The sequence below is a fragment of the Mailhella massiliensis genome, from assembly GCF_020741395.1.
In the GTDB taxonomy this organism is placed as follows: domain Bacteria; phylum Desulfobacterota; class Desulfovibrionia; order Desulfovibrionales; family Desulfovibrionaceae; genus Mailhella; species Mailhella massiliensis_A.
In genome coordinates this window covers 23911-42212 of record NZ_DYZA01000200.1, presented here as the reverse complement: position 1 = coordinate 42212, position 18302 = coordinate 23911, and the positions used below count along the sequence as shown (strand labels likewise).

The window sequence follows — 18302 nt, the reverse complement described above, 5'->3', positions numbered from 1 at the left end:
AAAAGGCGGAAGCAGGGGCGTGCTGCACGGGCTGAGCGGTCTTCCCCGCAGGCGCGCTCCCGGGAAGCTCATCGGAGCACTTCTTCTTCCTTCATTTTTCCCTGCGTGAACAGGTCGTAGGCAAGCTGATAGTCGGCCAGGGCCCTGTCCACCCGAGCCGAGGCCTCTTCGCCGTGAAGTTCGCGCCCGAGCCCTCCGTCTTTCGTCCATACGTTTGCGGAAACTTTCTTTACCGGCTCCAGTGTGACGAGCCCGCCTTCTTCGAGTCTGCCCAGAGCTTGATAGGTACTGATCCAGGCCCGGCCCTCCTCCGGGCGCAGGGAAAGGATGCTGCGGCCGAAAAAGCCCGAGCGGTAGTTCCATCCCAGCAGGTCGAACAGCGTGGGGGCAAGGTCGGCCTGGCTGCACAGGGTGGCGATGTTTCCGGGAGCGATGTTCCCCGGACTGTAGATCAGGGCCGGGATAAGGTAGCGCTCCGGGGGCAGGTCGGTATGTCCGGCCGCGCTGGAGGTGTGGTCGCCCGAGAGGACGAACACGGTGTCTTTGAACCACGGCCTTTGCGCCGCTTCCCGGAAGAATTCCCCGAGGGCGTAGTCGGTATAGGCCACGGCTCCCGTCCTGCCCGTGCCGGAGGGGATGGGTACCCTGCCTTCGGGGTAGGTGAAGGGGCGGTGATTGGAGGTCGTGAGCACGAACTGGTAAAAGGGACGGCCCTGCCGGAAGTTTTCGTCGGCCTCGCGCAGGCATGAGCGGAAAAGGTCCTCGTCGCATACGCCCCAGGCGTTGGTGAAGGTGATATCTTCTTTTTTCAGCGCCGCGCGGTTCACTATGCGGAAGCCGTTGCCGGAGAAGAAGGCGTTCATGTTGTCGAAGTAGCCGAAGCCTCCGTAGAGGAAGGCTGTGTCGTAGCCTTGAGCTCGGAACACGGTGCCTGTGGAAAAGAGCCCTTCGCAGCCCGGCCGGCGCACGATGGAGGAGCCGGGCGTGGGCGGCAGGGAAAGAGTGAGCGCCTCTATGCCGCGCACCGTGCGCGTGCCTGTGGCGCGCAGGTTGGAAAAGAAGAGGCTTTCCCCCGCAAGACGGTTCAGGTTGGGCGTATGCTCTCCCAGAAGGTTGCTGCCGAGGCTCTCCACCACGATCTGCACGACGTTGGGTTTCCATGCCGCGCGCGTGGAGATGAGGTCGCGCCGCACGTCTTTTTCCTGCCCGACAAAGCGCGCTTCTTCCTGCGCAAGGGGTTCGCGCACGAGGCGGGCGGCCTTCGCTTCATCCATGACGGGGTAGAAGTCGCGGTAGGCAAGGCTGTTGTGTCTGTAGGCGGAAAAAAGCGACCATACGCCGTTGGCGGCAAGTTCCCTTTCCACCCTGTCCGGGGAGGAGAGGGGAGTAGAGAAAAATGCCGTGCAGGCCATGGCGAGGCATCCGGCAAGAAGCAGGGGGGAGCGGCGCGCGGGAAGCCCCGCCTTTTTCCACTGCATGCACATGGCGGGCACGGAGAGCAGGGCGGCGAAGGCGGCCACGGCGGCGGGCAGGGGAATCATCGGATAGGATTCCCTGATGTTTCTTATCACCTCCGTGGTATAGATGAGGTAGTCCACGGCAATGAAGTTGAAGCGGCTGCCGAACTCCTCCCAGAACAGGACTTCGGCAGCCGCGGTGAAGAGAAAGACGCAGGCATACAGCCAGAATATCAGGCCGGCCAGGGTTTTCCCCGCTCTTCCGCCCCAGAGGTGTTTTTTCAGGAGAAGGAAGGGAATAAGGGGGAGTATGAGCAGGGCATAGGGAAGCAGGTCGTTCACGGTGCCTTTCAGATACAGGGCCGCCAGCGCGGGCAGAGAGAACGAGGCTTCCTGTGCGCGGTGCGCCATGACGAGGAGCACTGTTCTGACGGCGGCGTTTACGACCAGCCAGAGAAGAAGCAGCAGGCCGAGGTAGCGGGCACGGGCGTTGATGCGGGAAAGCATAGATACTCCTAAAAAGTGGCATTTGGGATAGATATACATGAAGAAGTCGAATCATGCGAAGTATGCTTGGTGTAACAAAGCGTAACAGTATAAAAAAAGTCGTTATGTTCAGAAAATAATACCGTCATGACAGAAAATTTACGCCTTATTTTTCCGATAAGGCGTGATAATAAGATAAGTGTAACGTACTGTAACTGATTTTATGCGTCGATGATGATTTTATGGTAAAAATTTATACGGAGATTTTTCGGGAGCTGTGTAACGAAGCGTAACAGAGTGTCCTGCCGCGTTGCCGTCCGGCGCCGGGGATGGTACAGGAAGGAATGGGGGGCGCCGCCCCGAAGTTTTTCGTTGTGCATACCGCCGCGATCCGTTCAGGATCTTTTCTGAAAAGGGCGTATGTCATGGCTGCCGGCAGGGAGGAGCCATGTTTCAGATGCTGATTATTGATGATGACAAGGAACTCTGCCAGCTTCTGGAGGATTATTTCCGCTTGGAGAACATAGCCTGCCGTTTCGCCCACGACGGGCCGAGGGGCCTCGCCGCCCTCGGGGAGGAGAAGCCGGACATGGTGATTCTCGACGTCATGCTTCCGGAGAAGAACGGTTTTGAAGTGCTCCGGGCCATACGACGGGATGCGAAGTTTGCGAGGCTTCCCGTCATCATGCTTACGGCGCGCGGGGATTTCTGCGACAGAGTGCGCGGGCTGGACGCCGGGGCGGACGATTATCTGCCGAAGCCCTTCAATCCCCGGGAGCTGCTTTCCCGCGTGAGGGCGGTGATGCGGCGCGCCCAGCCCGCTTCCGGCGAGGGCGTGGGCGACATACGCCTGGACGAAGGGGCCATGAAGGCCTGGAAGGGGGAGGAGGAGATCTCCCTGAGCGGGCAGGAGTACCGCGTACTCCGCGCTCTTTTGGCTTCGCCGGGCAAGGTGCTTTCGCGCGATGAGCTGAGCCTTGCGGTGTTCGGCCGCGAGCCCATGCCCATGGAGCGAGGGCTGGACATGCAGATAAGCCGCGTGCGCCGCAAGCTCGGGTCGTATCCCGACGGCTCGGAGCGCATACGCAGCATACGCGGCGTGGGTTACATGTATGCGGTGCGCGGGGAGCAGAGATCATGAGAGGTGCGGGGGAAAGGCTGGCCTCGTTCTGGGACGCCCTGCCGCTGTTCCGCAAGATATACATTTGTGTCGTGCTGTTCATCGGTGCTTTCGCCATGCTCGGGGAATTCGGCGAGTATGTGGCGGGAGACCTTCTGCAGAGGGGGGGAGAATCCTTTTCTTCCGTGCAGGAGCTGCTGCTCTGGATATTTTTCACCTTCATTGTGGCGGCGCTGGAAGCGTCCGTGCTCATCAGCGTGCTGAAGAAGATCATCGGGCATTTCACGTCGGTGATATACCGGCTTTCCGGCGGAGATCTTGCGGCGCGCGTTTCCCCGGAGATGGCGGACAGGAAGGATGAACTCGGCCTGCTGGCCCGGGCCTTCAACAGCATGGCCGAGCAGCGGGAACAGGAAAGGACGCGGGAACGGGCGCTCATTGCCGACGTGTCCCATGAGCTTCGTTCTCCGCTCACGCGCCTTTCCGTTACGGTGGAGCTGCTCAGGCGGGAGCAGATCCCTCCCAGGCTGCTCGACAGGCTCTGCCTGGAGACGGAGCGCATGGAGGCGCTCATCGAAAGCATGCTCGCCTATTCCCGTATGGAGGCGAGGTTGCATTCCGCCTCCTTCGACCTGGCGGAGCTCGTGCGCGACGTGGCGGAGGATGTGCGCTTTGAAGGGAGCGTGCGCGGCTGCCTGGTGGAGGAAGACCTGCCGAAGAGCCTGTTCTTTGCGGGGGATGCGGAAATGCTCCGGCATGCCGTGGAAAATGTGCTCCGCAACGCGCTGCGCTATACTCCCGACGACGGGAGCATCGTCATACGCCTCACTTCCGGCCGGGAGACCTGCCTTCTGGAAGTGGAAGACCGGGGGCCGGGCGTTCCGGAAGATGCCCTTGAGCAGATATTCCGGCCTTTTTTCCGGGTGGATGCCTCGCGCCGGAGGGAGAGCGGCGGCACAGGCATGGGGCTTTCCCTGGCGGAGCGGGCCGCGCATGCCCACGGCGGCAGGATATGGGCGGAGAACCGGAAGGAGGGCGGGCTCAGGGTGTCCATGGAGCTGCCTCTTGAGCAGGGGGCGGAGGGCGTATGACCCTGTCCGGCCGGGAAGCATGGATTCAGAGTCTCGCGTGTCTTGCGCTCATGGCGTCGACGGTGCTCATGGAGAGCGGTACCGGTATCGATTTTTTCATCCAGCGGCACTGGTACGATGCAGTACACGGCGTGTGGGCGCTGGATAGCTCGGCACATCAGGCGTGGCGCTGGCTGTTTTACGACGGCATGAAAAGGGGCGTGGCGCTTATCGGCATATCGTCTGCTGTTCTTGCCTGCATCGGCCTGTTCTCCGGCAGAAGGGCATGGGTGCGGGCCGGGCTTCTCATGGCGCTTTCCTGCGCGGCGACCCCTCTTCTCGTTTCCGTACTTAAGGCGCTTACCGGCATCTACTGCCCGCGGGAGCTTGCAGAATTCGGCGGGCAGGCTCCTTACCGGCCTCTTTCCATGATTTTTTCCGGGGTATCCGGCGGGCGTTGTTTTCCCGGCGGCCACGCTTCCGGCGGCTTTGCGCTCACCATGCTTTTTTTCTGCCTTTCCGGCCGCCGGGCCCGGGCGGCGCTGGCGGCGGCTCTTGCCGCGGGCTGGATCATGGGCCTTTATCAGATGATGCGCGGCGAGCATTTCCTTTCTCATACTGTCATGAGCATGCTCCTTGCCTGGCAGATGGACATTCTTCTTGTTCTTCTGGTCGACCGCATCCTTCTGCCTGCGCTTTCATCACGGCAAGCGCGCGGAAAGGGCGTTTTCCGGGACTGAGGCCGGGGCCTGTACCGCACCGTACCGCCTGAGTTTCAGTCGCGGAAAAAGGGCTCGCGGTACATGTTCGCCGCGCCGTAGGTCTGCCTTGTGGGGGAGAGCCGTATCTCGCTGACGTTGACCCGCTCGGGCATGTTCACTGCCCACCAGAGCGTTTCCGCCACGTCGGAAGGCTGGATGGGGTCGAGGTGCTCAAAATGCTTTTCGGCCTTCCGGGTATCGCCTTTCATGCGGGCAAGGGGGAATTCCGTCTGCGTGACGGCGGGGATGATGCAGGTTGTGCGGAGGGGAGTTCCCACCAGGTCTTCCCTGAGGTCGTAGGTGAGCAGCCGGACAAAGGCCTTGCTTGCCGCATAGACGTTGGTGCCCGGGTTCGGCCAGGTGGCGGAATAGGAGCCCATGGTCACCACATGGCCGTGCCCGCGCCGGACCATGCCGGGAATGACGGCCCGGCAGCAGTAGAGCACGCCGTTCATATTGGTCTTTATCATGGTTTCAAGGTCGTCTATGTCCGCTTCGTGCACGGGCCTGCCGGCAAGGGAAATGCCCGCGTTGCAGAAAAGCACGTCTATGGCGGCAAATTCCGGGGGAAGGGCGGAAAAGTTTTCCAGTACCGCATTTCTGTCGCCGATATCAAAGGCAAGGGGGAGGAAGGCGTCCCCGAGCTGACAATGAAGCTCGTCAAGGCGCTCCTTTCTTCTGCCCGTGCCTGCCACTTTCCATCCTCTGGCGGCAAACAGGAGGGCGGCGGCCCTGCCTATGCCGGAAGTGACGCCGGTGATGCAGATGACATTGCTCATGGAATCCTCCTGAAAAACATGGAGCTTCGTTGCAGACTCGCACGGAACGGGCCGTATGTCATGCATTTTGTGGGCGGTCGGGCATGGAGGAACAGCTTTTCGGCAGGGGACGGAGCGAAAAATGCGTGACGGCCTTCTTGAAAGGGCGGGGCATGTCGGCTATCCTGAAAAAAGTGGGTGCGGCCGGGGCGGCCCGGGCCGCGTTTTTTCAGCCGGACAACATCGGGAGAGATGTAATGAGCAAAGTGACGCTGGTATACTTTTCCCCCACGGGAAATACGGAAAAAAGCCTGAAGGCTATGGCCCGCGGACTGCGGGCGGAGGCGGAGGCCGTGGACGTGACGGCCGACGCTTCTTCTGAACCTGTTTCTTTTGATGAGAACGACAGGGTGATTTTCGGTGCGCCCGTGTACGGCGGGCGTATTCCCTCCGTGGCCCGGGAGCGCCTTTCCCGCTTCCGCGGGGTACAGACTCCCTGCGTAGTGGCGGTGACGTACGGCAACCGCCATTATGACGACGCACTTCTGGAGCTTGCCGACATGGCGAAGGAGCAGGGCTTTGTGGTTGTGGGGGCCGCCGCGCTGGTGGGCCGCCATACCTTCGGCGAGATACAGGTGGGCAGGCCCGACGAGGCCGACCTTGCCGCCGACGGGGAATTCGCAGCACGCGCCTTTGCTCTGGCAAAGGAAGTGAAGGATATCCCGGGCAGCAGGCCCTACCGCGAAGGCGGCTCCGGGGGCAAGTTCCGCCCGCTGACCTCCGATGCGTGCGTGAGCTGCGGCCTTTGCGTCAAGCGCTGCCCCGTGCAGGCCATAGCGGAAGACTGCAGGACCATTGCCGACACCTGCCTCTCCTGCTTCCGCTGCATACGCCGCTGCCCGAAGGGTGCGAAGAACATGGATACGGAAGCCTATCTTTCCTTTGCCGCCGCCTTTACCGAAAAGCTGAAGGCGAGGCGGGAAAACGAATATTACTGCTGAGCGCGGGGAGCCTTTTGCGCCTGAACAGGAAAAGGCCCTGCAAGGGGCCTTTTTTCATGTCCGGGGCGCTTCCGGTCGGGCTTTTCCGGCGCGGGGCCGCGCCAGGCACAGGAGTGTCCCGGCGGTCAGTCCCTGCGCGGAATTTTTTCGCCCCTTTCCAGCTCCTCTTCCAGTTCTTCAAGAATGTGGCGAAGAAGCTTCGTAACGCTGAAGGCCTCGCCCGTTTCCGCATAGAGCGAGGTGGCCGTGCCCTGAAGCTCAGGCGGTATGGCGGAGTGCGGCGCGTTCACGTTGACGCCTATGCCCACCACGGCCCATCGGAGTTCCGTATTGTGGAACATGCTCTCCACAAGGATGCCCGCCACCTTGCCCCCGTTGAGGAAAAGGTCGTTGGGCGCGCGTTTCTCCAGGCGGACGCCGCAGCTTTTTTCTACCGCGCGGACGCAGGCCTCCATGGCGAGCGCGGGCAGCAGGGCGAGCTCTTCCGGCGCAAGGGCGGGGCGTGTGATCACGGAAAAGGAGAGGCTCCCCGGCAGGCACAGCCAGCGGCTCCCCCGGCTGCCCCGGCCCTCGCTCTGGCGGCGGGCCACCACCACCACGCCTTCGGGCGCGCCGGAAAGGGCCTGAAGCGCCGCCACCTGATTGGTGGAACCAGTTTCTTTAAGCCATATCCAGCTGCTTTGCCCCAGCATGTTCGTGTGCAGCGGGCCGCGCGCGTCGTCCCCGGCCCAGGGGTCTGCCCGGGAAAGCAGCCGGTAGCCCCGGCGCGGCACGGATTCGATGATGTTCCCTTCCTCGCGTAGGCTGCACACATGCTTGCTCACAGCCGCACGGCTGATGTGAAATTCCCGGGAAAGTGCCTCCCCCGAGACCCATCCTTTCCCTCCCCCGCGGCCAAGGCTTTCCAGAATACGTTCCCGTGTGGGGGTCTGTTCCTCTTGCATGCCTGTTCCTTTTTACGATTGATTGTCAACCGTAAAGTTTCACTTTTAAGGTTGACATATTCTCATTTCCCGGTGCAAGCTGACCGCACACGTTTTCATTGAAGAAGGAACACACATGGACAGTCTGCTTGAAAACATACTCCGCCGCCTTCCCGAAGCCGGGGAAGGGCCTCTTCTTTCCCGGGAAGAGGCCGAGGCCTTCATTGCCCTTCCCCCTTCCGCCACGCCGGACATGATCGCTGTGGCCGGGGCTGTGCGTGCCCTGCGCGCGCCCGGCTTCTTCAACTGCGGCATCATCAACGCCAAGTCCGGCCGATGCCCGGAGAACTGCGCTTTCTGCGCCCAGTCAGCACACCACGAAACAGGCTCCCCTGTCTATCCCTTTGTGGGGCGGGAGATTCTTCTGCGAAAAGCGGCTGAGGCGGCGAAGCACGGTGCGAAGCGCTTCAGCATCGTGGTCAGCGGCACCATGCTGGGCGAGGCGGATGTGGAACCTCTGTGCCGCGCGGTGGAGAGCATCGTCAGGGAAACGGGTATGGCGGTGTGCGGTTCCCTCGGCCTGCTCACGCCGGAGAGGGCCCGCGTCTACCGCGAGGCGGGCATGGTGCGCTACCATCATAATCTGGAAACGGCGAAGAGCTTTTTCCCGCATATCTGCACCACACATGAGTACGATAAGGACGTGCAGAGCCTTGTCGCGGCCCGCGAAGCCGGGATGGAGGTGTGCTCCGGCGGCATCATGGGCCTCGGGGAAAGCCCGGTGCAGCGTGTGGAACTGGCCTGGACGCTGGCCGAGATGGGGGTGGATTCCGTGCCCATCAATTTTCTCAACGCCATAAAGGGCACGCGCCTAGAACACATGCCCCGCCTCTCGCCCCAGGAGGCCCTGCGGAGTATTGCGCTTTTCCGCGTCCTGCATCCTTCTCGGGATATTCTCATCGCGGGCGGGCGCGGCCATGTGCTCGGCGAATGGCAGAGCTGGCTTTACGCCGCCGGGGCCAACGGCATGATGACGGGCGACTACCTCACCACTTCCGGTGCGGCCTTTGAGGCCGACCTTGCCATGATGCGCACCCTGGGGGTGGCCTGATGCGCGGCTTCTTCATCACGGGCACGGATACCGACGCGGGCAAGACGGCGGTGACGGCGGGGATCCTTGCCGCCCTTTCGCGCATGGGGGTGGAGGCCTTTGCCGTGAAGCCGGTGCAGACGGGCTGCACGGAGAAGGAAGGTTCTTTGGAAGCTCCGGACGTGGCCGCGTGGCGCGCCACCGGAGGGCAGGGCGAAGCCCTTTTTTCTTTCCGCATGCCCTGCTCCCCGCACCTTGCCGCGCAGCTTGAGGGAAAGAGGCTCGACGTTGCTGCCGTGGCCGCCGCCTGCCGGGAGCGCCTTCTGCCCGGCCGCGTGACGCTTTTTGAAGGAGCGGGCGGGCTGTACGTCCCCCTGAATGAGGAAGAGAGCATGCTCGACCTCATGCGGGAACTGCGCCTTCCCGTCATACTGGTGGTGGCGAACCGCTTAGGCTGCCTGAACCATGCCCTGCTTTCCCTGGACGCGCTGGACATGGCCGGGCTTTCGGCGGCGGGCATGGTGCTCTGCCGCAGTACGCCGCCTTCGCGCGCGGACGCGGGCACGTCGGCGGAGGCCGAGGCCGCCATTCTTGCCGACAACGCCGCGAGCCTGGAAAGGGAGGGGAGAGCGCGCGGCGTACCCCTTCTGGCCGACATACCTTACCTGGAATCCTTTTCCCATGCCGATGCCCGGACTGTGGACGCCCTTGCCGGGGCGCTGGAAGGCGCGGCGCACCTCATGGCGGAAGAGGAGGATGATACGGCGGCGCGCAAGGCGCTCCTTGCCTTCGACAGGGAGCATCTCTGGCATCCCTACACCTCTGCCTCAAGGCCTCTTTCCGTGCTCGACGTGAAGGGCGCTTCCGGCGCGAAGCTGTTTCTTGCCGACGGCCGTGAACTTATCGACGGCATGTCCTCCTGGTGGTGCAGGGTGCACGGCTACGGCAACAGGCGCCTTGTGCGCGCAATCCAGCGTCAGGCGGCAAGGCTTTCCCACGTCATGTTCGGGGGTCTGACCCATGAGCCTGCGGTGGAACTCGGCCGCCGGCTGCTCCGCCTTCTTCCTCCGGGCATGGAACATATTTTTCTGGCCGACTCCGGTTCCGTGGCCGTGGAAGTGGCCGTCAAAATGGCCTTGCAGTACCATCAATCCGCAGGGCGGGGGGAAAGGCGCCGTTTCGCGGCCCTGCGCGGGGCCTATCACGGCGATACGCTGGGGGCCATGTCGCTCTGCGACCCGGTCACGGGCATGCACACGCTGTTTTCCGGAGTGCTGCCGAAGCAGCTTTTCGTGGAGCGGCCTTCCTGCCGCTTCGATGCGCCCTACGATCCCTGCTCTTTTGCCCCCATGGAGCGCGCCCTTCGCACCCACGCGGGGGAACTTGCGGCCGTGGCGGTGGAGCCTGTGGTGCAGGGCGCGGGGGGCATGTGGTTCTACCGCCCCGAGTATCTGCGCGATCTGCGCGCGCTGTGCGACGAGCTCGGCATACTGCTCATTGCGGACGAGATAGCCACGGGCTTCGGCCGCACGGGCAAGATGTTCGCCTGCGAATGGGCGGGCATCTCGCCGGATATCATGTGCGTGGGCAAGGCGCTCACCGGCGGCATGATGACGCTCTCGGCCGTGGCCGCGACGTCCCGTGTGGCGGAAGTCATATCCGGGGCCGATGCGGCCCACGGGGGCGGCGTGTTCATGCACGGGCCCACCTTCATGGGCAATCCCCTTGCCTGCGCCGCGGCCTGCGCAAGCCTCGACGCGCTTTGCTCCTCGCCGTGGCAGGAGCGCGTTGCGGCGCTGGAAAAACGGCTTTCGCAGGGGCTTGAGGAGTGCCGCGCCGTGCCGGGAGTTTCCGACGTGCGCGTGCTCGGGGCCATAGGTGTCATGGAGCGTTGCGAGCCTGTGGATGTGGCCGCCTGGCAGGATTTTTTCACCGCAAGGGGGGTGTGGATACGTCCCTTCGGGCGCACCGTGTATGTCATGCCGCCCTTCATCGCCTCGGAAGAGGAGGTGGACACGCTCACGCGCGCCATGTGCGAGGCGGCCGTTTCCGCCGGCCTGCACGGCGGTTCCCCCCGGACGGAGGAGAAAATTTCGTGCTGATCTTCTGCCTTTACGCGGCCCTTCTGCTCGGTCTCGGCCTTCGGGATGCCCGCCGCTCGCGCGGGGAGGCGGCCTTTTTCGTGAACGGCCGCTCCTCGGGCGCGTGGCATACGGGCTTTTCCCTCATAGCCTCCTGCATCGGCGGCTCCGCCACCATGGGCATGGCCGGGCTGGCGTGGCAGGTCGGGACCCCCTCCTTCTGGTGGCTCGGTTCCGGCGCGTGCGGGCTTGCGCTGCTCACGCTCTTTCTGGCGAAAAAGGTACGCGCCTCCGGGGCTTACACTATGCCGGAAATCGTGTCCGCCTGGCTCGGGCCGCGCGCCCGCACCCTGGTTTCCTTCATTATTCTGCCCGCGTGGCTGGCCATACTCGCGGCGCAGTTCACGGCCATGGGCAAGCTGACCCATGCGCTCGCCTCCCTGCCGCCGGAATGGGCGCTTTTCGCGGGTGCGGCGGTCATTACGGCCTATTCCTGCCTCGGCGGGCAGGCGTCCGTCATACGCAGCGACCTTCCCCAGTGCCTATTGCTCATTGCGGGCGTACTGACGGCGCTTCTCTGGCTTTTCCTGCACGATTCCGCTCCGCTGGGAAATCTGCGCCTGGAAATCGTCAACGAACAGTTCGGGCCGGGCAGGTTTTCCTACTTCATGCTCGTCATGGGCGGCAGTTATCTTGTCTGCCCCATGCTCTTCGGCCGCATCCTGAGCGCGCGCAACGAAAAAAGCGCCCTTCGCGGCTGCTGGTTCGCCGTGGCGGGGCTTTTGTTTTCCGCCGCGGCCATTGTGGTTCTCGGCGTTCTGTGCCGGGGCTTTGTGCCGGAAGGAATGTCGCCCGACGACGTGCTCTCCTCCGCCATGGCCCTCATGCCTTCCTGGGCGGGAATGCTGCTTCTGGCGGCGCTTCTCTCCGCCGTGCTTTCCTCGGCCGATTCGTGCGTCGTCACGGCTTCCACCGTGCTTTGCAACGATATCCTCGGACGGCGCGACGTTGCGCTCTGCCGGAAAGTCACGCTTCTTCTCGGCGCGGGCGGCCTTGCCCTTGCCGCACGCGGGCACGGCATCCTCGATCTTCTGCTCATGGCCAACGATATCTATGTCTGCGGCGTGGCCGTGCCTGTTTTCGTGGCCATGCTCATGAAGCGCGGTACGGTGCGGCCGTCCTTTGCCCTGGCGGCCATGGCGGCGGGCGGCGCGGGGGGCCTTTCCTCGGCCGTGTTCGGCGAGCCTTTCTTCGCCTATGCGGGCATGGCGCTTTCCGCGGCGGCCATGCTGGCAGGACGCTTTATGGGGTCCCGGCCCGTCTCCTGCCCGGCCGGGTAGGGCGAAGGATATTTTTTCAGAAAGCCCGGTTCCTTCTCATGAAGGAGCCGGGCTTTTCTGCGCAAAAAAGGGCCGCCCCGGAAGGCGTGGGGCGGCCCTTTGCGTTATGTCGGCGCATTTTCGGCGAAAAGCGCGGGGTTCGGGCTTACACGTCGAGCCCGGCGTGGTAGCCCTGGTACACGGCGGTGGTGATGGTGGAGGGGCGCACCGCGTCGCCTATGACGCGCACAAAGGGCGCGGCATCGAGGAGTGTGTCGCAGGCGCGGGAGCGCTGGCCCGCGGCGCAGATTACCGTGCCTGCGGGAAGAAGCTCTTCCTTTCCTTCCGCGTCGCGCACGAGAAGCCCCTCGGCCGTGACGGCAAGGCCCGTGCAGGAGGTGTGCACCGTGACAAGCTCCTTCAGCTTGCGCAGGAGTATGGGCCGGTGGCGGATGTTGGCGTCGGGCGCAACTTCAGGCCGCATTTCCACGAGCGTGACTTTTTTGCCTTCTTCGGCAAGGTGAATGGCACATTCGCATCCGGCAAGGCCGCCGCCGAGAACCACCACGGTATCCGCACATTCTTCCTTGCGGAGATAGTAGTCGTTCACGATGATGACGTTTTTGCCGTCCATGCCCGGAAGGGGCGGCACGATGGGCTCGGAACCGGTGGCGATGATGAGCGCGTCCGCGCCTTCCTTCTCCACATAGTCGGCCGTGACAAGGGTGTTCAGGCGCACCTCCACACCCTCGATTTCCAGCTGCCGGGCCAGGGTGAGGCCGAGCATGTACATTTCCCGCTTGAAGGGAATGGCCTGCTCGCTTCTGAGTATGCCGCCGAGTTCCCCGTCTTTTTCACAGAGGATGACATGGTGCCCGCGCTGTGCCGCCGTAACGGCGGCCTTCATGCCGCCGCAGCCGCCTCCGGCCACGAGGACTTTTTTCGCGCGGCGGGCGGGCAGGGGCGGCAGGTCCTGCTCGCGGCCTATCTGCGGGTTCACCGTGCAGCGGCGCGTGCCTGTGGTGGGGCGCTCGGCCATGCACACGAAGCAGCGCAGGCAGCGCACGATTTCATCATCGCGGCCTTCCATGACTTTCCCGGGCAGTTCCGGGTCGGCGATGAGGGCGCGGGCCATTTCCACCACGTCCGCCTTGCCGGAGGCAATGATTTCTTCCATCTGCGCAGGGTCGTTCAGCGCGCCTACCGTGGCCACGGGCGTAGAAACGTGCTTCTTTATCTCGGCGGCAAGGTACACGTTGCAGCCGTGCTCGGAGAACATGGGCGGGTGCGTGTCGAAAAAGCCGAACTGGTAGGAACCGGCCGAAACATGGATGAGGTCGACCCTGCCGTCGAGGAGCTTCGCTATTTCCACGCCTTCTTCCAGCGTGTAGCCTCCCTCGAAAAGCTCTGAGCCGCTCATGCGCACTTCGATGGGGAAGCCCGGCCCTACGGCCTCGCGCACGGCGTCGACGACTTCCAGAAGCAGGCGGGCGCGTCCAGCAAGGTCGCCGCCGTACGCGTCGGTACGCTTGTTGAAATAGGGCGAGAGAAACTGATTGATGAGCCAGCCGTGCCCGGCGTGGATCATGACCATTTCAAAGCCCGCGCGTTTGGCAAGGGCGGCCTTTTCGCCGTAGGAAGCCACGATTGCGGCTATCTGTTCTCTGGTGAGGGCCTTCACGGGCCTGCCGTCGGGGCGCACGCCGTCGCAGGGGCCGTACTGGGAGAGGGCGTTCTTCTTTTCCTTGTCCACCAGATAGGTGCCCGCATACTGGCCGGAATGGGAAAGCTCCACGCTGGGAATAGCCCCGTGGCGGCGTATGGCGTCGGCTGTCATGGTGAAGCTCGCCAGGGAACCGGGCGTCTGAAGTTCCAGGTGCAGCATGTGGGAGGCGTCGGTCTCCGGGTGCACCACAAGCTCGCTTACGGTGACGTTGGCGCTGCCGCCCTTCGCCCTGTTTTCATAGAAGGCGCGGCTGCCCGGGCCTGCACAGCAGTCCCAGGTGATATCCGTGGCGCCGGTGGGCGCGGCGAACATGCGGTTGCGGAAGGTGACGCGGCCGAGGCGGATGGGGGCGGAAAGGTGCGGATATTTTCTTGTCATGGCATTCTCCAGCATAGTTCCATGGTGCGTTTTTGCGGCTTCCCGGAGGCCTTTGCAGGGAAGAAGCCGTAAAAATACTTTTTATCACAAAGGACGGTTGTGTTGTAAAGTCGAAAACATTGTGCGTTCATTTGATTATATTGGACATTCCCATGCAAAGGGGAAGACGTATCGGCGTAATGTTCTGCGGCTTGCCCGTTATGAACGGAGAAAAGCGGACGGAGAAGGGACGCATGTGCCCTGCCGGGATGGGGCAGGGGCAACGAGGAGCCTTCACGGCAAGTCCCCGTGCGGCGTGCCTCTCCCGGGTCGCGGGAGGGGCAGTAGCCGGGAAAGCGGAAGGCTGAAGTGCCGCCCCTGCGTATATGTTGCGGAAAAATGCCGTACGGCGCGGCCTTCGTGGGAAGAGTTGAGAATTGACCCGCATTGATATTGACATTGAAATTCATTTTCAATATAAAAAGAAAAACTGTTGCCGCTTCGCTTTCCTCTGGACGGGGATATGCCCCCGGCTTTTTCGACGAGTCCGGCTTGTTTGACCATGCCTTTTCTGCCCCCGGGCCCGCCGTCATGAGGGCTGGCCCATTGCAGCACTTTTTTTGCCTGGAGAAACATTCTTTTTCCTGAGGAGCCTTTCTGCGCCATGAGACCTTCGCACATTATTTCTTCTTTGAAAACGCTTCTTTCCATACGTAGGCCCGTATTTCTCTGGGGTGCTCCCGGAGTGGGCAAAAGCGAGGTGGTGGCCGGGGTGGCCCGTTCTCTGGGCTATGAACTGCGTGACATACGCGCCGTGCTGCTCGATCCTGTGGATCTGAGGGGAATACCCCGCATCACGGCTGCAGGAGAAACCGAGTGGTGCCCGCCTTCTTTTTTGCCCGATGCGCGCAGCGGGCAAAAGGGCATACTCTTTCTTGACGAGCTGAACGCAGCTCCGCCCTTGGTGCAGGCCGCCTGCTATCAGCTTATCCTCGACGGCCGCATCGGTGAATATGTGCTGCCTGAAGGCTGGGTGGTGGTGGCTGCGGGCAACCGTGAAAAGGACAGGGCCGTGACGCACCGCATGCCCAGTGCGCTTTCCAACCGTATGGTGCATCTGGAATTCGACGTAAGCCTCGACGACTGGCTGGAGTGGGCCGCACAGGCGGGGATACGGCCGGAAGTCACGGCGTTTCTGCGCTTCCGGCCTGCGCTTCTGCACGATTTCGACCCTCAGTCCTCCGCGCGTGCCTTTGCGTCGCCGCGTTCGTGGTCCTTTGTGTCCGACATTCTGAAGGCCGGACCGGAGCGTGCCGTGGAATACGACCTTGTGCGCGGCGCCGTGGGCGACGGTGCGGCTGCGGAATTCATGGGCTTTCTTGCCGTGTGGCGCGAGCTGCCTTCGGTGGAGGAGGTGCTTTCCGCCCCGGAAACGGCGAAGGTACCCGGGGAGCCCGCGGCTCTCTATGCCGTAAGCGAGGCCCTTGCGTCCTTTCTTTCCCGGGAGAACCTGGCCCGCGTCCTTGCCTATCTTGAGCGGCTGCCCGTGGAATTCGGCGTCTTGTGCCTGCGACGGGGGGTATGCAGGGATCAGGGTCTTGTGGAAAGCCCGGCCTTTGCTTCGTGGGCTCAGAAACACGCGGACGTTTTGCTGTGAGTGCGCCCGAAGCCGCATCCCCGGCGGAACAGATGGAAAAAGCTGCCCTGAAGGCGCTGGAGAAGGCCCGCTCCGCGCTGGTTCTGGAACATCCTTTTTTCGGCTCCATAGCGCTGCGTATGCGCCTTTACTGCGACGGAACCTGTGCCGACCTCTGGGCCGACGGCCGTACTCTGGCCTGCAATCCCGTGTACGCGGCCTCGGTTTCGGAAAAAACGCTGATTTCCTCTCTGGCCCATGAGGTGCTGCACATAGCCCTCGGCCATCATGTACGACGCAGGGAGCGCGATGAGCGCCTGTGGAACAGGGCCTGCGATTATGTGGTGAATGCCGTTTTGCTGGACGCGGGCTTTTCTCTGCCGGAAGGAGCTGCGTTTCGTCCGGAATATGCGGACCGAAGCGCGGACGAGATTTATTCGTGGCTTGCCCGCCTTCAGGACGGCCCCTCCCACAGGATGAAGGGCATATCGGAAGAGGGGGAGGAAGTCTCTCTTGCAGCCGAAGGGAGTGCGGGCCTTGGCGGGGAGAAAGGGCGTGAGAACGATAAGGCTTCAGCCTCTCCCCGGGCCGGGGAAAAGGGACGCGGCGCGTTGGGGGAAAAGGGGGCCGCAGCCGGAAAGAAGCCGAAGGGCCGCGAGCGCGATACGGAAAAGCCCTTTTCAGGGGAGGTGCGCGACCATCCGCTTCTTGGGGATGGGATGGGCGATGCTGCGCGGGAAAAGGCCGAACAGGAAGCGGACATGGCCCTGGTGCAGGCCTCGAGGGAGGCGCTTCGCATGGGCGACATGCCAGCTTCCCTTGCCAGGCTGGTAAAGGAGAGGGTACGGCCTTTGCTTTCCTGGCGCGAAATTCTTTCCCGTTTCATGGAGCAGTGCTCGGACAACGATTATACCTGGACACAGCCCGACAGGCGGCATGTGCACACGGGGCTGTACCTGCCTTCGCGCAGGGAGGCTCGCCTTGCGTCCGTGGCACTTGCCGTGGATGCCTCCGGTTCCGTGGACGCACACCTTCTTTCCCGCTTCTGCGCGGAGCTTTCCGGCATGCTTTCCGATTTCGACACTACGCTTTTCGTGCTTTATCACGACGTGAAGGTCGGCGGGTACGCCGTATATACAAGGCAGGACATGCCTTTTACGCCCGTACCTGTGGGCGGCGGGGGCACCGATTACCGCCCCGTACCGGAGGAGGTGGAGGCTATGGGCCTTTCCCCTGCCTGCCTTCTGTGGTTCACCGACCTTGAGTGCGACCGCTTCCCCGAGGAGCCCCCTTACCCCGTGCTCTGGGTATGTCCGGCAGAACCGAAGGTACGTCCGCCCTTCGGGGATATCGTCGTCATACCTGCGGAAGGCGGGCCGGAGGGCTGAAACCATGCGGGCGAAAGGGTAAGGGAGCCGTTTTCCTCCTGCCAGGTCCCAGGGGCCGCTTTTCGTCCGCCCATCCGTTCCCGGGAGGGAATATGCGCATAGCATGGAACATCACCAAGAAAAGAGGCAATCTCCGCCCCCTGCTCACCTACAGCGTCACTTTGGAGGATCATGAAAAGGCGTTGGCCATGCCGCCCCTTCGCGTGCGCTCCTCCATCCCCGAACCGGAGGAGTCCTGGCGGGAATACTGTTATCCCGGGGAGATGGAGAGGGCGGAAGCCCCATGCCCCGCCTCGTGTTATGAGCTGGAAACACCTTCTCATCGGGGCAGGAGCTGGCCGCAGACCCTGCGTCTGCCTTGGCGAGCCGATAACTCCTATCCGGAAGTGGAAGCCTCCTTCGCTGCCCTGCGCGAGGCATTTGAAGCCCAGCTGGCCCAGGCCTGCGCGAGCGAACCCATGAGGGAGGAGGGCAGTCTTGCCTCCTCCGAAAGTTCGCGAGCCTTCGTCGCCCCCGCCGTGCTGGCCGAGCGTTTCCTGCGCATAGCGGGAAAGAACGCGGAATCTTCGTTTTTATAGTTGACATTGAAATTCTGTTTCAATATATTTCCTTTGTTCTTGAACAGCAAGAAGGCGGCTCGTGCCGTAGTCGATGGAAATCACGCGAAAGAGGAGATGCAGAATGAACGAGAATCTCAAATATGGTTTGTTCTTTCTGGGTGGAGTGGCGCTCGGCGCCGTGGGTGCTGTGGCGGTGAGCCGCGGCAAGCTTGACCTCAGGCCCTTTGCCACCGAACTTATGAGTCGGGGGCTGGACGCGAAGGATGCGCTTCTTGCCAAGGCTGAAACTGTACGCGAAAACATGGAAGACATGGTGGCCGAAGCCCACGCCGTTTCCGAACAGCGCAAGGCGAAGGCCGGGGAAGTGTAGAGTTTTGCCGGAAGGCTTGTCCGGCCCGGCTTGTCCATACGGAAAGGCCGGGCCGTTCTTTTTGTTGGGGCGGCCGTCGGCCTCCCTGCCGCAAGGGCGTTGCTTCCGGTTCAAGCCATGCTTCCGGGGGCTGCCGAAGGCCGGGCATAGGCGCGGCCGGAACTTTCGGCCGGAAGCCATGTCCGGCCCTCCGGGAGAG

General features: G+C 62.8%; 15 protein-coding genes. 11 read left to right on the top strand and 4 right to left on the bottom strand.

What is annotated here, in order from left to right:
* Positions 1 to 68: 68 nt before the first annotated feature.
* On the bottom strand, positions 69 to 1964 hold the full coding sequence (locus tag K8W16_RS09955) for an LTA synthase family protein (RefSeq protein ID WP_304123162.1): 1896 nt from the start codon (positions 1962 to 1964) through the stop codon (positions 69 to 71).
* Between the two features lie 427 nt (positions 1965 to 2391).
* Between K8W16_RS09955 and K8W16_RS09950 the strand changes: the two genes are divergently transcribed.
* Genes K8W16_RS09950 through K8W16_RS09940 form a run of 3 tightly spaced genes read left to right on the top strand, consistent with a single transcriptional unit; the run spans position 2392 to position 4873 of the window.
* The gene (locus tag K8W16_RS09950) at positions 2392 to 3084 is read left to right on the top strand and encodes a response regulator transcription factor (RefSeq protein ID WP_304123158.1); all 693 of its coding nucleotides are present in this window, start codon (positions 2392 to 2394) and stop codon (positions 3082 to 3084) included.
* On the top strand, positions 3081 to 4154 hold the full coding sequence (locus K8W16_RS09945) for a cell wall metabolism sensor histidine kinase WalK (protein ID WP_304123155.1): 1074 nt from the start codon (positions 3081 to 3083) through the stop codon (positions 4152 to 4154). The genes K8W16_RS09950 and K8W16_RS09945 overlap by 4 nt, the downstream gene beginning before the upstream one ends.
* Positions 4151 to 4873 (top strand): phosphatase PAP2 family protein, encoded by a 723-nt coding sequence (locus tag K8W16_RS09940; RefSeq protein WP_304123152.1) that lies wholly within the window; start codon positions 4151 to 4153, stop codon positions 4871 to 4873. Before K8W16_RS09945 ends, K8W16_RS09940 begins: the two co-directional genes overlap by 4 nt.
* 35 nt (positions 4874 to 4908) lie before the next feature.
* On the opposite strand, the gene K8W16_RS09935 is transcribed toward K8W16_RS09940, so the two are convergent.
* Positions 4909 to 5673, bottom strand: a complete 765-nt coding sequence (locus tag K8W16_RS09935; RefSeq protein ID WP_304123150.1) for an SDR family NAD(P)-dependent oxidoreductase — start codon at positions 5671 to 5673, stop codon at positions 4909 to 4911.
* A 236-nt stretch (positions 5674 to 5909) separates the two neighbouring features.
* Here K8W16_RS09935 and K8W16_RS09930 point away from each other — a divergent pair, with 236 nt between their 5' ends.
* A complete protein-coding gene (locus K8W16_RS09930; protein ID WP_304123148.1) occupies positions 5910 to 6653 on the top strand; it encodes a flavodoxin domain-containing protein in 744 nt (247 codons plus the stop codon).
* Positions 6654 to 6778: 125 nt separating this feature from the next.
* Here K8W16_RS09930 and K8W16_RS09925 read toward each other — a convergent pair whose 3' ends face one another.
* Entirely contained in the window at positions 6779 to 7597 is an 819-nt protein-coding gene (locus K8W16_RS09925; protein WP_304123146.1) for a biotin--[acetyl-CoA-carboxylase] ligase, read from the bottom strand.
* Positions 7598 to 7712: 115 nt separating this feature from the next.
* On the opposite strand from K8W16_RS09925, the gene bioB reads away from it, so the two are divergent.
* Genes bioB through K8W16_RS09910 form a run of 3 tightly spaced genes read left to right on the top strand, consistent with a single transcriptional unit; the run spans position 7713 to position 12087 of the window.
* Positions 7713 to 8687: a biotin synthase BioB gene (gene bioB / locus K8W16_RS09920; protein WP_304123143.1), complete on the top strand. Its 975-nt coding sequence runs from the start codon at positions 7713 to 7715 to the stop codon at positions 8685 to 8687.
* Complete coding sequence (gene bioA / locus K8W16_RS09915; RefSeq protein WP_304123141.1) at positions 8687 to 10768, top strand: adenosylmethionine--8-amino-7-oxononanoate transaminase; 2082 nt, start codon at positions 8687 to 8689, stop codon at positions 10766 to 10768. The genes bioB and bioA overlap by 1 nt, the downstream gene beginning before the upstream one ends.
* Positions 10762 to 12087 (top strand): sodium:solute symporter, encoded by a 1326-nt coding sequence (locus K8W16_RS09910; protein WP_304123139.1) that lies wholly within the window; start codon positions 10762 to 10764, stop codon positions 12085 to 12087. The genes bioA and K8W16_RS09910 overlap by 7 nt, the downstream gene beginning before the upstream one ends.
* 145 nt (positions 12088 to 12232) lie before the next feature.
* On the opposite strand, the gene K8W16_RS09905 is transcribed toward K8W16_RS09910, so the two are convergent.
* Entirely contained in the window at positions 12233 to 14170 is a 1938-nt protein-coding gene (locus tag K8W16_RS09905; protein ID WP_304123137.1) for an NAD(P)/FAD-dependent oxidoreductase, read from the bottom strand.
* A gap of 643 nt (positions 14171 to 14813) precedes the next feature.
* On the opposite strand from K8W16_RS09905, the gene K8W16_RS09900 reads away from it, so the two are divergent.
* The 4 genes from K8W16_RS09900 (at position 14814) to K8W16_RS09885 (ending at position 18103) form a co-directional block, all read left to right on the top strand.
* On the top strand, positions 14814 to 15806 hold the full coding sequence (locus K8W16_RS09900; RefSeq protein WP_304123135.1) for an AAA family ATPase: 993 nt from the start codon (positions 14814 to 14816) through the stop codon (positions 15804 to 15806).
* A 32-nt stretch (positions 15807 to 15838) separates the two neighbouring features.
* Positions 15839 to 17173 carry a VWA-like domain-containing protein gene (locus K8W16_RS09895; protein ID WP_304123133.1) on the top strand — a complete coding sequence of 445 codons (1335 nt, stop codon included), beginning with the start codon at positions 15839 to 15841 and terminating at the stop codon, positions 17171 to 17173.
* Between the two features lie 92 nt (positions 17174 to 17265).
* A complete protein-coding gene (locus K8W16_RS09890) occupies positions 17266 to 17751 on the top strand; it encodes a hypothetical protein (protein WP_304123131.1) in 486 nt (161 codons plus the stop codon).
* Between the two features lie 103 nt (positions 17752 to 17854).
* Complete coding sequence (locus K8W16_RS09885) at positions 17855 to 18103, top strand: DUF6110 family protein (RefSeq protein WP_304123129.1); 249 nt, start codon at positions 17855 to 17857, stop codon at positions 18101 to 18103.
* Positions 18104 to 18302: the final 199 nt, after the last annotated feature.